This window comes from Pseudomonas sp. P7759 (assembly GCF_013386445.1).
In the GTDB taxonomy this organism is placed as follows: Bacteria; Pseudomonadota; Gammaproteobacteria; order Pseudomonadales; family Pseudomonadaceae; genus Aquipseudomonas; species Aquipseudomonas azotoformans_A.
Window position 1 is genome coordinate 72,266 of sequence record NZ_JACART010000039.1, and the last position, 13,946, is coordinate 86,211.

Below are 13,946 nucleotides of genomic sequence, written 5' to 3' on the forward strand. Positions count from 1 at the left end.
GGCCGCCGTTATCAGTGCCGGCGTTCGACGATATAGCGCGCCAAGTCACGCAGTGGCTCGGCCGCCGCGTCGAAAGGTCGCAGGGCGTCCAGGGCCTGGTCACGCAGTTCCAAGGCATAGGCCTTGGCTGCTTCCAGCCCGAGCAACGCAGGGTAAGTCGGTTTATCCCGTGCGATATCGGCGCCTTGGCGTTTGCCCAGGGTGGCCGTGTCACTTTCTACGTCGAGAATGTCGTCCTGCACCTGGAACGCCAGGCCGATGGCCAGCGCGTAGGCCTTCAACGCCGCCAGTTGAGCGGCTTCGGCACGCCCACTGGCCAGCGCGCCCAAGTGCACGGCGGCTTCAATCAAGGCGCCGGTCTTGTGGCGGTGCATGTATTCCAGGGCTTGTTGATCGAGCTTCTGGCCGACCGAACCCAAGTCGATGGCCTGGCCGCCGACCATGCCGGCCGGGCCTGCCGCCACGGCCAGCGCCGTGACCATGCGCAAGCGGATCTCGGCATTCACGCTGCTCAGCGTCGGGTCCAGCAGTGCGCTGAACGCCAGGCTTTGCAGGCCGTCACCGGCGAGGATCGCGCAGGCTTCATCAAAGGCTTTGTGGGTGGTGGGCTGGCCGCGACGCAGATCGTCGTCGTCCATCGCCGGCAAGTCGTCATGCACCAGGGAATAGGCGTGGATCAACTCCACCGCACAGGCCGCGCCATTCGCCTGTTCGGCGGTTGCGCCCAAGGCTTCACACGCTGCATACGCCAGCAACGGGCGCACGCGCTTGCCGCCGTTCATCACGCTGTAGCGCATGGCTTCGTAAAGACGCTTGAGTTCGGGGCTTGGCGCAACAAACAAGGGTTCCAAGGCCGCATTGACCCGGGCTTGGCTACTGGCCTGATACGCGTCGATCATTCGGGCTGTTCCGCATCGAAAGGTTCTTCGGCCAACTCCCCGTCGCGTTCCAGCAGCACTTGTACCTTCTGCTCCGCCTGCGCCAAGGCGCTCTGGCAGTCGCGGGTCAGGCCAATGCCTTGCTCAAACGCTGTCAACGAGTCTTCCAGCGACAACTCGCCGTTCTCCAGACGCTCGACCAGGGTTTGCAGGTCGGCGAGGGATTGTTCGAAATCGAGTGCAACTTTTTTGCGGGCCATGGCGGCTATTCCGGTAGACGGTAAACCGGCGCGACACTAGCAGACATGGGGATTCTGGGCAAATAAGCGGGCAAATGAGTGGGGATGTGCGTGCAAGACGGTGAGCCGAATAAATGGGCTATTCGGCTCACCAAATAAGCCGATTAGCGACTCTATTCGGCTCACACCTCTTTCAGTTCATTATTAGAAGTCGTACTTGAACCCCGTCATCACATTACGCGGCGCCCCATAAACCCCGGCGCTGGTGGTAGTGAAATACTCCTTGTCAAACACGTTGTTGAGGTTCACCGAGGCCGACAGGTTTGGCGTGATCTCATAGCGGGCCATCAGGTTGGCCACGGCGTAGCTGTCCTGTGTGTAGTAACGCAGGTCAAAGCCGGTTTTGCTCTGCCAGTTGAAGCCGCCGCCGACGGTCAGTTTGTCCAGTGGGCCGGACAGGCGGTATGTGGTGAACATCTTCACGCTATGACGGGGGATTTGCGTGGCGATGCGCTTGTCATCCGCGTCGGTGCTGACGCTATAGGTATAGCCGCCGGCAACGTTCCAGCCTTGGGCCAGTTCGCCGTTGAGTTCCAGTTCCACGCCCTGGGTGGTGGTGCCTTGCACGGCTTTGTAGGCCTGAAAACTCGTGGGTGTGAGGTTGTTGCCGTCGGGTTGCGACAGGTTGTCCTGCTCGAGTTTGAACAACGCCAGGCTGGCGTTGAGCATGTCGTCGTTGAAGCTGCCCTTGACCCCCAGTTCATAGCCGGTGCCTTCCAGCGGCGCCAGGTAGGAACCCGTGACGGTCTGGTCGCTTTGCGGGCTGAAGATCTTGGTGTAGCTGGCGTACACCGACCAGCTGTCGCTCAGGTCGTAGACGAGGCCACCATAAGGGATGAACACACCGTTTTCTTCACGATCAAGATGGATGTCGTCGTAGCCGGCGGCGGTGTAGGTTACGTCATCAGTCTGTTTCCAATTGATCAGGCGTCCGCCCAGGATCAGGCTGGTGGCGTCATTCAGATGCCAGCGCGAGGTCAGGTAGGCCGAGTACTGGTTTTCTTTGAAATCCTCTTCGCCTTTCTTCTCGAAATTGGGTTTGGGCGCGCCGCCGTCCCAGTCGTAGATAGGTCCGATGTTGCCGTTGTAGCCGGTCCAGGCGCGCATCCATCCGCCGTAGTCCGGCGCGTTGGTATTGCGGATCTGCGACAACTGCATGCCCGCAATCAGTTCGTGTTCGCGCCCCAGAAATTCGAACGGGCCAGTGACATAGGCGTCGATTGCATTCTGCTTGGGGTTGCCCTGGAATTTGTTGGGGATCACCACGCCGCCCAGGCCAGTGACTGGGTCTGGGTTGCCGGAGAGAAAATCGATGGCCGAGTCGTATTTGTTCTCGGTGCGGGTGAAGTCGAGCTTGGCACTCCAACCGTTATCGAACTGATGTTCCAGAGAGGCGAAATAGCTGGTCTGGTCGTGATCGTAGTAGGACCAATTGGCGGCGGTGTTGTAGGACCGCTTGAAATCCGTACGCCCGCCGGCACTGTCGAACAGTGGGAAACCGCTGCGAGGCGGCGCATTGGTGTGCACAGTCTGGTAGCTGAAACCCAGGGTCAGCAGGGTGCTTTCGTTGAGGTCGAATTCGCTGATGCCATACACCAGGTTGGTGTCCTGTTTATAGCGGTCGACCCAGGAGTGTTGGTTCTTGTAGTCCAGCACCATGCGGCCACGGATGTTGCCGGCGTCGTTGAGCGGGCCGGACACGTCCACCGATGTGCCGTAACGGTCCCAAGTGCCGGCTTCGCCGCTGATACTGGCCTGAGGCGTGGCGGTGGGGCGCTTGCGGATCAGGTTGATGGTGGCGGACGGTTGGCCCATGCCGCTGATCAGGCCAGTGGCGCCGCGCACCACTTCAACCCGGTCGTACATGGCGGTGTTCTGGGTGTAGTTGTCCATCCTCGATGAGGTGGGCACGCCATCGACCTCAAAGTTGGTGATGGCGAAACCGCGCGAGTAGTAAGCGTCGGAATCCGCACCCTGGCCTTCGCGGACCACGGTGATGCCGGACGTAGCCTCCATCGCGTCGGTCAGGTTCGACAGCTTTTGGTCAGCGATACGCTGCTGGGTAATCACCGTGACGGACTGGGGTGTTTCCTTGAGTGCGATGTTCAGTCGGTTGGAGCTACTGGAGGATTGCGTGGTGTAGGAGCCGGTACCTTCGGTGGTCGAACCAGGCGCCTTGCCAGAAATACTCACAGGCGACAATTGCAAGGTATCGCCGGCGCTGGCCGGGATATCAATGACAAAACTGCTGGCATTGGGCTGGCTGTAACGGGCGTGAGTGCCGCTGGTGAGAATGGCCAGGGCTTGCTGCGGCGTATGTTCGCCGTTCAGTGTCGTGGAGCGCAGACCGGTGGCTTGCGCCGCGTCGTAGATCACCTGATAGCCACTTTGCCGGGCGAACTCGTCCAATGCATCAGTAAGCGATTGCGCGGCGATATTGAAATTCACGCGCTGGCTCGTGGCTTCGCTCGCCGCAGGCGTGGCGGCTTGGGCGTAGGACAAAGGCAAGCCGGCCGCCATCAAGGCGACCGCCAGCGGTAAGTAGTTGAACCCTGTGACCTGTGAATACTGCATAGATTCTCCCCCGAGCTACAAATGATAATGCTTCCTAAGTGCGGGGTGAGACGCAGCAGAAATCCAAATTACCGTGGGCAGCGTAAATAATTTTTCGAAGGCCTCAGCCGCGGACGATCAGGATGCGGCGAGTCAGGGAGGTGGCGCGCAGTTTATGCGTGGTGATCAACGCGTCGAGAGCACTGTCGATTTGCTTGAGATTGAAGCTGGCACTGATAGGGCGTTGCGCGGCCTGGTCGTCGAGCCAGATCACGCGGCCGCCCTGGTAACGCATCAACTCGTCCAGCACTTCGCGCAGCGGCGCATTGCGCACCCGCAGTTGGCCGTCGCGCCAAGCCAGCAGGCGGTCGGCGTCGACAGCAAGAGGCGCTTGGATCTGGCCACTGATGACCTTGAGTTGTTCGCCTGGTTGCAGCGGCTGATGCCTGCCGCCAGCCATCACTTCAACGCGGCCGCGCAGCAGCGTGACCTCGTCCTCGGCCGATCCGTGACTGACGGAGAACGCGGTGCCCAACACCTTCACCCGCGTGTTTCCAGCCCGAACCACAAAGGGGCGACCGTCGTGACTCACGTCCAGAAACACCCGACCGCGCAACAGGTTCACGCGTCGTTCATCGCTGGTCAGCGTGATGTCGACTGCGCTGTCGCTGTCCAGATGCAGCTGTGAGCCGTCAGCCAGGGTAATGTCTTGTTGCTGCCCGGTGGCCGTGGCGTAATCGCTGCCCCAGGTACTCATTGGCGGTGTCATCAACATCACTGTGGCGAACGCGAGTACCAGGCAGGCTGCCGCCGCATAGATCGCCCGTCGCGGCACCGGCTTACGCCGCTCGTGACGCCGAACCGCGTGTGCAGGCTGCTCCAGTAGTTTCCAGAGCGTTTCCACATTCTGATAGGCGTTGGCATTCAACGGGTCCGCACGCCAGAGCTCGAACGTGTTGCGCTGCTGGGCCGTGACGTGGTCGCCACGCAGGCGCGTCCACCAATCCAGCGCTTGCTGATCACGTTCGGACGGCGAGGGGCTTGGCTGATTGTTCATCGCGACTCGTTGGCGTGCAGGACAGCGGCGCAATGCGCCATGGCCTTGTTCAAATGCCGCTCGACCGCACGGGCATCCAGGCCCAGGCGAATGGCGATCTCCTTGTAACTCAACTGCTCGACCCGGGCCAGCAGAAACACTTCCCGTGTGGGCGAGGGTAGCCCATCGATCAAGCGCTGCAAATGTTCCAGAGTATTTCCGGCAATTGCACTGCTTTGCGGATCGGCATCACTCGCCAGATCCTGCAAATCCTGCTCGTCATTGATGCCACGCACACGGTTTCGCCGCGCATGGTCGATGCTCAGGTTGTTGGCAATACGGTACAAAAAGGCGCGCACATTACCAATCTTGGTCACTTCGCTGTTCATCAAGCGGATGAACGCGTCCTGCAGCAGATCGTTGGCGGTTTCGCGACAGTTGACCCGGCGAGCGAGGTAAGCCAGCAGCTCACTACGGTGCCGGCGGTAGAGCGGGCCGAGGTTGCGATTGCCAGGGTCTTCGGACATGGCGGAGGACGCCGCTCTGGGGAGTAGGGGAAGGCGATGTTAGTGCTAATGAGAAATTGTCGCAAGAACGTCAGGTGTTCAAGGCACACTGCCCATGCGCCGTTTGCAACTGCGCCTCAAATGCCTGCAAACCGGCGTGCATCTTCTGCAATTCGGCTATTTGCATGGCCAGTTGATGTTTCTTGTTGGCAATGGCCTGGTCTGCGCGGTCCCACGGCAATGCATCGCCTTGATGATCCTGCAGAATCGCCTGCAATTCCTTTAGCTTGAAACCCAGTTGCTGCGCGCACTTGATAAACATCAACAGTTCAACGCTTTGGGCTGAATACACCCGGTACTGCCCTAAACGCTGCGGCGCAGGCAACAGTCCGATGGCTTCATAGTGACGAATCGCCTTGATGGTCGTGCCCGACAACTGCGCGGCTTTGCCGATGTACATGAAAACTCCCTTTTCCCAAGAGTGCGCCGGCTTGCTTCAGCCACTTTTTCCGCTGCTCCGGTGTAGAGCCCAGCACCGGGCCGAACAGCAGCGTCTTGATTGGCTTGATGCCACAAAACGCCAGGGTGGTCTTGCGCATCTGGTGGATGCCCGGCATGCGGTAGAACCATCGGTAATACCATGGCGGCGTGTCCAGGGTCACCAACAAATGCGCGGTACGGCCCATTAGCAGCTTGTCAGGGAAGGCCTTGCCTGCATGGTATTTAAAGGCAAAGCCGGGTAGGAATATTCGGTCTATAAAGCCCTTCATCAGGGCCGGGATGCCACCCCACCAGATTGGAAACACCAATGTCAGGTGAGTGGCCCAGAGAATGTCGGCTTGCGCGCTGAGCAGGTCGGGTTCCAGCGGCTGAATCTGGGTGTAACCATGATGAAGGGTGGGGTCGAAAGCCAGGTCACCTAAACGTAGGACGCGTACTTCATGGCCGGCGATTTCTGCGGCCTGGATGTAGGTATTGGCCAGGGCTGAACAAAAGCTGGAGGCGCAAGGATGGCCGAGGATCACCAGGGTACGCGGGGTCATGGGGAGGTCCTGAACAGGGCGTTCCAGGGTAAAGGCTGCTGTATAGGGGAGAGTCAAGTCAGTAGTCCGCAATGGCCAGCAGGACGTTTCTGTAGTTATTGAGGGGTCCTTCCTGGAACGACCTTCGCCCCTTGTGACAGTCAGTGCGCCTGACTAGCCTGCCTCAAAACTCCAGAGTGACATGGCATGAGCGAACCCTGTATCGGCTTGACCGCACCACCCGCGGGCTACAGTGACTGGCTGACCGACCTGAAAGGCCGTATTCATGCGGCGCAGCAGCGCGCAACACTGGCAGTGAATCGGGAATTGGTGTTGCTCTATTGGCAGATCGGCCACGACATTTTGACCCGCCAGGCGGAGCAGGGCTGGGGCAGCAAAGTCATAGATCGACTTGCCCAGGATCTGCGTGCGGCCTTTCCACGAATGAAGGGTTTTTCGCCGCGTAATCTCAAGTACATGCGGGCTTTTGCCGAGGCGTGGCCAGATGCTGAATTTGTGCAAGAGGTGCTTGCACAATTGCCTTGGTACCACCATCTGGCATTACTGGACAAACTCCCCGGCCCCGAAACCCGCCGCTGGTACATCACCCAGGCAATTGAAAACAACTGGTCGCGTAACTCGCTGGTGATGCAAATCGAAAACCGCCTGCTGGAGCGCAGTGGCAAGGCCGTCAGCAACTTCGAGACCCACCTGCCCAAACCGCAATCCGACCTGGCGCGTGAGTCGCTGAAAGACCCTTACCGTTTTGACTTCCTCAGCCTGGCCCTGGACGCGCAGGAGCGCGACATAGAAAACGCCTTGATCAAGCACGTCACCGACTTTTTGTTGGAGCTGGGCGCCGGTTTCGCCTTTGTCGGCCAGCAAGTGCTGCTGGATGTCGGGGGCGATGAGTTCTTTGTCGACCTGCTGTTCTATCACGTGAAGCTACGCTGCTACGTGGTCATCGAACTGAAAGCCGGCAAGTTCAAACCCGAGCATCTGGGGAAGCTGAGCTTTTATCTGGCTGCCGTCGATGCCCAGCTTAAACATCCACAAGATGGGCCCACCATCGGCCTGCTGTTGTGCAAGAGCAAGAACGAAGTCGTCGCCGAATATGCGTTGCGCGATAACAATCGACCGATTGGCGTGGCGGAATATCAACTGGTGGAGTCGTTGCCCGCAGAACTGCGAACCAGCCTGCCAAGCATCGAGCAGATCGAGCGTGAGCTGGCGGGTTAAAACCGACTGACAGCCTCAAAACCCCGGCGGAATATAACCCGGCACAAATGGCACATTCAGGCACTTGCCATGCAGGATCCGGCCATCTTCAATCCTGAACAGCACGATCTTCTTCGTTTTATCCACCGTGGCTTCCAGCTTGCAATCCGAACTGTGCCCGACCTGCTGATAATACTCCGTATACACCATCCCGTTTCCGGTGTGATTCATTGAAGTTCCGGCGGCTTCAGTGGTCGTCCATGAAGAGGACTTGTGCCAAGTCATCACCACCTGCGTGTCGCCATTGGGTGCATTCTGCTTCTTCATCGAGTCGGGTTTGCCGAATAAATCCAGCGCCTCTTGCACGTCACGACCTTCCCAGCGTGACTGCGCAATCAGGTGGCACCCACTGATAAACAGTACGGCAGGCAACAAAAGCCCAGCCAGTAACAGCCTTGTCCATGTAGGCATGGTGAATCCTTCTTGTAGGTGAGTGTGACTCAGCGCTTGTTGCCCAGCATGTCGTCGAGGTCATCGATCATCTGGCTTTTTTCCTGAGTCGGCCCCAATTGCTGGAACATCGCTTTGGTGGTCTGGATCATCTGCAGGTGGGTCATCTTGCCCATGGCGATGGTGTCCTTACTCTTGCCCGGTTCGCAGACATACGCGAGCGTGCGATCGAGCCAGAATTCCTTCGGCGTCTGCCACGTGTTGGAGACTTTCAAGTGCGTAAGGGTGTAGGAAAATGGTGCGACCGACTGGCCGTTGAGAAAGCGCAACTTGCGCGTGGAACACTGCACCTCGATGTTGTACACATCGATCATCGGCTTGCCCGGTTCTTCATACACCACCGTGACAGCCACCAGCTTCGCACCCTTGTTGTGGTTCGAGGGCACCACGGAGGTACGGTCGGCCACATACATCACATTTTTATGCGCTCGGCCGCTGCCGTAGATGATCGACCAGTCGCCGATCGGTGTTTCTTCATCGGCCAATACCGACGGTGTGCTGGTCAGCAAGACGGGCAACAGTGCCAGGCAGCGCCCGACTTTGGTTAAGGTATTCAATAGCGTCCTTCCTTGAGGCTCGAAATAAGCGAAGGACTTTAGTGGTGAGGCGGTGCCGTCACAATTAGGGCGAGTGTGCTAATGGCGCATTGCTAGTTAACCAAAAAAGCCTGCGTTTCAAGGCAGGCTTAGTGTGTGCAGCGGTTGAGTTAGTCCTTACGCGCCGTCAACGCCGAGTAACCATTCATCAAGTTGCGATAGTTGGGAATGCGCTGGGACAACAGGTTCCCCAGGCCTTCGATATCGTTGCGCCAGTCGCGGTGCAACTCACACGCCACCGAGAACCAGTTCATCAACTGCGCACCCGCTTGCGTCATCCGGCTCCACGCCGCCTGCTGCACCGTGGTATTGAACGTGCCTGACGCATCGGTCACCACAAACACCTCAAACCCTTCCGCCAGCGCCGACAAAGTCGGGAACGCCACGCACACATCCGTCACCACACCGGCAATGATGATCTGCTTGCGGCCGGTGGCCTTGATCGCCTTGACGAAGTCTTCGTTGTCCCATGCGTTGATCTGGCCTGGGCGGGCGATGTACGGCGCGTCCGGAAACATCTCTTTCAATTCTGGCACCAGCGGGCCGTTGGGGCCTTGCTCGAAGCTGGTGGTGAGGATGGTCGGCAGGTTGAAGAACTTGGCCAGGTCGGCCAGGGCCAGCACGTTGTTCTTGAACTCGTTGGGCGAGAAGTCCTGCACCAGGGAAATCAGGCCGGTCTGGTGGTCGACCAGCAGAACAATGGCGTCGTCTTTGTTGAGGCGGTTGTAGGTTGCAGTGCTCATGGTTGAATCCTTTTTTGTTTAGGTTGGTTGGGCGTTGCGTTCAACATGGGCACAGATTAATGGGTGAGCATGGGGTGATAAATCGTCTGCGGTGTGTCTTACCGTCAACCCTAAGGAGACAATGTGAACACAGGTGTTTTTTGCCCGTTCGGCGTCGGTGCGAAGGCCACTTTGAGCCGTTGGCCGATGCGTAACTGTCGTGGCTCGTCGCACTGGACAACCGATAATATTGTTGGCCTTTCGTCGAGCGTTACGTAGGCGATGCAATACGTCTCATGGTTCCGCCCGCTGTAGCTGAAGCTGTACAAGGTGGCGTTGCCGCTGGCGACGATCCAATCGGTGTGGGCGCTGCCAGTAAACGGGCTGTGGTCGCGGGGGTAGAAATACGGCTTGCCGGTGTCGAGGCAGCGGCGCAGCAGTAGCTGTTCGCGGTTGGCGGCCTCCCAGAACGGTGCGCTTTCGGGGGTGATGTGCGGTGAGGTCAGGTGCATATCAAAGGCGCTCCAGAATAAGCGTCGCGCTGCCGTGCCGTGAGCCCAGCAAACCCCCGGTGCCGTGGGCCAGGGCCAGCGCGCAGTCGGGCCGTTGCACCGCCGGGTGAGCTTCTCCACGGAGTTGCCGCACCGCTTCTATCAGCCGGGCCATGCCGCCGCGATTGCCAGGATGGTTGTTGCACAGCCCACCGCCGTCGGTGTTGATTGCCAGCGGACCCACGCCGCTGATCAATTTGCCGTCGGCAACAAAGGCGCCGCCCTGACCAGGTGCGCAGAAACCGAGGTTTTCCAGCTGGATCAGGACAGTGATGGTGAAGCTGTCGTACAGCGAGGCGTAGCGGATATCCCCGGGTTTGAGCCGTGCTTCGGCGAACGCATCGGCACCCGACTTCACCGCACCGGAAGACAGCAGGTCGAAATAGCCGCCGTTCAAATGGCTGATCGAATAACCGGCGCCAATCGGTGTAATCAACGGCCGCTTGAGGGCGCGCGCGATGGACGGATGCACCACCACCAGCGCGCCACCGCCATCGCTGATCACGCAGCAATCCAGCCGTCGCAAGGGCGCTGCGATCAACGGCGAGCTCAACACATCCTCCACCGTCACAATCTTGCGCAACATCGCCTGGGGATTGTGCTGGGCATGGTGCGATGCCGCGACTTTGATCCAGGCCAGTTGCTCGGCGGTGGTGCCGTGTTCGTACTGATGGCGCATGGCGCACATCGCGTAGAGGTTGGTCACGGCGGCGCCGTATGGCATTTCAAAGGGCGCTTCGCAGGTGGTTTGCGGTTGATCGAGGTGACTGGTATCCGGTCGCTGGCGCTCGGCGCGTGGGCGGCCGGCCTGGGTGATCAGGGCCACGGTGCAACGCCCGTCGGCAATGGCGCGGGTGGCTTGGGCGACGTGATGAAGGTAGGAAGAGCCCCAGCTTTCTGTAGTCTCCAGGTGCCGGGGTTGTATGCCTAGGTATTCGACCATGGAGAAAGGTCCTACGCCGGGTGCGTCCCAACCGGGTACGTCACCTGCACAGAAGTAACCGTCCACATCGCTGAGGCTAAGCCCCGCATCCGCCAAGGCGCCTCGGGCCACATCCGCATGCAGTTGCGCGAGAGAGCGATCCACCGCATGACGTGTGGGATGTTCATAAGCGCCGACAACAAAGGCTTTGCCCTTCATGATTGGCACCTGCGGTTGGCGTATTCGATAAAAAACGCCAGCGCCTGTGGATCGCGCATGGCGCTGGGGTTGGCGACGCTTTGCGGGTCGTGGCCCATCAGGATTCGGCGCACAGGCACTTCCATTTTTTTACCGGTAAGCGTCAGCGGAATCAGCGGCACTGCGATGATCTGGTCCGGCACATGCCGGGGCGTACAAGCCTGCCGCAAGCACTCACACACGCGTTGGCGGAATGCTTCGTCCAGCACGGCACCAGGGTGCAGTTGGATAAATAGCGGCATGAAGAAACCACCCTCGGGCAGATCCAGATTCACGATCAGGGCATCGTCGATTTCCTCTATCGGCTCCAGCGCCCGGTAGATCTCTGCCGTGCCGATCCGCACCCCAAAGCGATTCAGCGTCGCATCCGAACGCCCGAGCACCTGGCAGCCTCCGCGGGCATTGAGCAGGAAAAAATCCCCATGACGCCACACGCCAGGCCAGGGTTGGAAATAGCTGTCGCGGTAACGCTCATCCCCCGGATCATTCCAGAAATACACCGGCATCGACGGCATCGGTGACGTCACCACCAACTCGCCCACTTGATCAATCACCGCCCGGCCCTGTTCATCAAACGCATGGGCATCCACCCCCAAGGCTTGCGCCTGGATCTCCCCGGCATACACCGGCAGCGTGGGCACGCCACTCACCAGGCCGGTGCAAATATCCGTGCCACCGCTGCCCGTGGTCACCCACACATCGGCCTTGAGGTGGCGATAAAACCAGGCGTTGCACTGTGGCGAAACCGGCGAGCCCACGGGCATGACGGTGCGTAGCGCGCCCAGGTCAAAGCGCTCCCGAGGCACCACGTCGTGACGCTTCATCAATTCGATATAGGTTGGGCTGGTGCCGAAAAAACTGGCGCGACTGTCTTGCAGAATTTGCCACAGCGTATCGATATTCGGCCAAGTGGGACGGCCGTCGTACAGCACCGGCCGCACCCCGCAGAGCAACGCGCTGAACAAGGTGTTCCACATCATCCAGCCCGTGGTGGTGAAGATGAATGCGGCATCACCGGGGCGAAAATCCAGGTGCAGATGCAGGGCCTTCAGCTGCTCCAGCAGAATGCCACCATGGCTCTGCACGATGGCTTTGGGTAGTCCGGTCGTGCCGGAAGAAAACAGCACCCAGAGCGGATGATCGAAAGGCAGTTGCTCGCAATGGAAATCGGCGGCGGGCACCGTCGGACGTTGCTGCAACGTAGGCCAGCCGATGGCGTTCGCGAGCATCAGCGGGTCATCGGGAAACAGTGCCGGCAACACAATGATTTGCTCGATACTCTTCAGCTCGCGGGCGATATGCCGTACCTGCTCTCGCCGGTCAAACACCTTGTCGCCATAGCGATATCCATCCACCGCCAACAGCACCTTGGGCGACAATTGTTGCACCCGGTCCAACACGCCCTCTGCGCCGAAATCCGGTGAGCAACTGGCCCAGACAGCACCGATGCAAGCACACGCACACAGCGCGATCATCGCCTCGGGGATGTTCGGCAGGTAAGCCACCACCCGGTCACCCGGCACGACGCCCGACTCGCGTAGATAGGTCGCCAGCCTGCGCACTTGGTCGGCGAATTCACTCCAGGGCAAGCCTTGCAGGCCGGTGGTTTCATTCACGTAGAGCAGCGCGTCACCGTCCTGCTCATTGCGCAGAATATGCTCGGCAAAGTTCAAGCGTGCGCCGGGAAACCACTGCGCACCGGGCATTGCTCGATCACCCAGCACTGCCTGATGTGGGCTGCTGGCCTGCACCTGAAAGTGATCCCAGATCGACTGCCAGAAGGCTTCCGGTTTATCGACCGACCACTGCCATAGGCCTTGATAGTCGGCAAACCTGAGCCCGCGCTCGCGCCTCAGCCAATCCAGATAATGCGTGAGTCGGGCGTGTTGAAGGTGTTCAGGGGAGGGCAGCCAGAGCAGTTGGCCCTGGACCACGTTGTCGAATGCAGTTGCCACGATAAAAGACCTCTGACGTTTTTGTTATTCGAGTCATGGGTGCTCTTGCGTGGCGGACTGTAGCGATAAGCTGTACATCGTACAATTAGTGGCGTTTCTGGTTTTGTTGTACGAATTTTCAGCAGCGCAAGGCTTGGGTTTCCAGGCCGCAGAGGAGGGTATCGACGTAAAACGTGAAGCTCTCATCAAGCGCCGCGTCCACCCCATTTTGCCAGCGCAGGCTGAAACCGCGATTGCTCAACTGGTCCATATTCTGCGCGAGAGTGGGGTGTTTTTCGGCGTCGACGGCACGCAGGTTTTCCTGCACCTGGTGCTGCCATGCCTCGGTGTTTTCCGGCAATGGCGCGTACTCCAACGTGGTGAAACCGGCAAGCGCGGCAATGAACGTATTGTAGGCACCGACCAGGGAAGGGCCGCTGAAACCCGCCTGTTGCAGGGCCGCCAACACGCCTTCGACCAACTTGAAGTCAGTGCTGGAATTGGACACCAATTGCGACCCCAACAACGGCGCGATATTCGGGTGCTGGTGCACGGCGTCATGGCAGTTGACCATCGCCGCACGCAGGTAGTCTTGCCAACGTTCCTGACGCGCTGGGGCGACATCTTCGAGGACTTTGGCCAACACTTCGCTCAACAACAACTCCCGCGACGAGACGTACCAATAGATCGCCGTCGGGTACACCCCAAGACTGCTGGCCAGGTTGCGCAGGCTGCATTTGTCCAGGCCATCGCGATCGATCAGCGCCAGCGCGGCGGCGATGATGGTGTCTCTGTTCAATGGGCTTTTCGCGTCTTCGCCAGTGGTCTTCTTGCGCCTGCCCCGAGGGTTTGCGGTTTTGCTGGTCATTGTTGTGGGTTCCGGTTGAGCGACGGCGAAAGGATAGCGGTTCACCGATTCGCTGTCGCTCTGCCGGGGCGGT

Annotated in this window: 15 protein-coding genes; 1 reads left to right on the forward strand and 14 read right to left on the reverse strand. The window is 59.4% G+C overall.

The genetic code is table 11. The features are described 5' to 3' along the window. Positions 1-11: 11 nt before the first annotated feature. From ispA to HX823_RS24335, 7 genes are all read right to left on the reverse strand, one after another. Positions 12-899, reverse strand: coding sequence for a (2E,6E)-farnesyl diphosphate synthase (gene ispA, locus HX823_RS24305; RefSeq protein ID WP_177077082.1), 888 nt, complete (start codon positions 897-899; stop codon positions 12-14). Next, positions 896-1,138, reverse strand: a complete 243-nt coding sequence (locus HX823_RS24310; RefSeq protein WP_003176346.1) for an exodeoxyribonuclease VII small subunit — start codon at positions 1,136-1,138, stop codon at positions 896-898. The genes ispA and HX823_RS24310 overlap by 4 nt, the downstream gene beginning before the upstream one ends. Positions 1,139-1,321: 183 nt before the next feature. Continuing rightward, on the reverse strand, positions 1,322-3,751 hold the full coding sequence (locus tag HX823_RS24315; protein WP_177077084.1) for a TonB-dependent receptor: 2,430 nt from the start codon (positions 3,749-3,751) through the stop codon (positions 1,322-1,324). Between the two features lie 103 nt (positions 3,752-3,854). Next, a complete protein-coding gene (locus HX823_RS24320; protein ID WP_033897949.1) occupies positions 3,855-4,787 on the reverse strand; it encodes a FecR family protein in 933 nt (310 codons plus the stop codon). Continuing rightward, positions 4,784-5,293, reverse strand: a complete 510-nt coding sequence (locus tag HX823_RS24325; protein WP_051421997.1) for an RNA polymerase sigma factor — start codon at positions 5,291-5,293, stop codon at positions 4,784-4,786. Before HX823_RS24325 ends, HX823_RS24320 begins: the two co-directional genes overlap by 4 nt. Positions 5,294-5,363: 70 nt before the next feature. After that, on the reverse strand, positions 5,364-5,732 hold the full coding sequence (locus HX823_RS24330; RefSeq protein WP_177004219.1) for a MerR family transcriptional regulator: 369 nt from the start codon (positions 5,730-5,732) through the stop codon (positions 5,364-5,366). Continuing rightward, a complete protein-coding gene (locus HX823_RS24335) occupies positions 5,671-6,315 on the reverse strand; it encodes an NAD(P)H-dependent oxidoreductase (RefSeq protein ID WP_177077086.1) in 645 nt (214 codons plus the stop codon). Before HX823_RS24335 ends, HX823_RS24330 begins: the two co-directional genes overlap by 62 nt. Positions 6,316-6,501: 186 nt before the next feature. On the opposite strand from HX823_RS24335, the gene HX823_RS24340 reads away from it, so the two are divergent. Further along, a complete protein-coding gene (locus HX823_RS24340; protein WP_177077088.1) occupies positions 6,502-7,533 on the forward strand; it encodes a YhcG family protein in 1,032 nt (343 codons plus the stop codon). Between the two features lie 15 nt (positions 7,534-7,548). Here the strand turns inward: HX823_RS24340 and HX823_RS24345 are convergent, their stop codons facing one another. The 7 genes from HX823_RS24345 to HX823_RS24375 form a co-directional block, all read right to left on the reverse strand. Beyond that, positions 7,549-7,983: a hypothetical protein gene (locus tag HX823_RS24345; protein ID WP_038850084.1), complete on the reverse strand. Its 435-nt coding sequence runs from the start codon at positions 7,981-7,983 to the stop codon at positions 7,549-7,551. A gap of 29 nt (positions 7,984-8,012) precedes the next feature. Next, entirely contained in the window at positions 8,013-8,579 is a 567-nt protein-coding gene (locus HX823_RS24350) for a hypothetical protein (protein WP_038850082.1), read from the reverse strand. A 149-nt stretch (positions 8,580-8,728) separates the two neighbouring features. Further along, complete coding sequence (gene ycaC / locus HX823_RS24355; protein WP_016978556.1) at positions 8,729-9,361, reverse strand: isochorismate family cysteine hydrolase YcaC; 633 nt, start codon at positions 9,359-9,361, stop codon at positions 8,729-8,731. Between the two features lie 110 nt (positions 9,362-9,471). Continuing rightward, a complete protein-coding gene (locus HX823_RS24360; RefSeq protein WP_177077090.1) occupies positions 9,472-9,852 on the reverse strand; it encodes a Zn-ribbon domain-containing OB-fold protein in 381 nt (126 codons plus the stop codon). Position 9,853: 1 nt separating this feature from the next. Then, entirely contained in the window at positions 9,854-11,032 is a 1,179-nt protein-coding gene (locus HX823_RS24365; protein ID WP_038850078.1) for a thiolase domain-containing protein, read from the reverse strand. Beyond that, positions 11,029-13,026 (reverse strand): acetoacetate--CoA ligase, encoded by a 1,998-nt coding sequence (locus HX823_RS24370; RefSeq protein ID WP_177077092.1) that lies wholly within the window; start codon positions 13,024-13,026, stop codon positions 11,029-11,031. The genes HX823_RS24365 and HX823_RS24370 overlap by 4 nt, the downstream gene beginning before the upstream one ends. Positions 13,027-13,144: 118 nt before the next feature. Continuing rightward, positions 13,145-13,873, reverse strand: a complete 729-nt coding sequence (locus tag HX823_RS24375; protein ID WP_177077094.1) for a TetR/AcrR family transcriptional regulator C-terminal domain-containing protein — start codon at positions 13,871-13,873, stop codon at positions 13,145-13,147. Positions 13,874-13,946 lie beyond the last annotated feature (73 nt).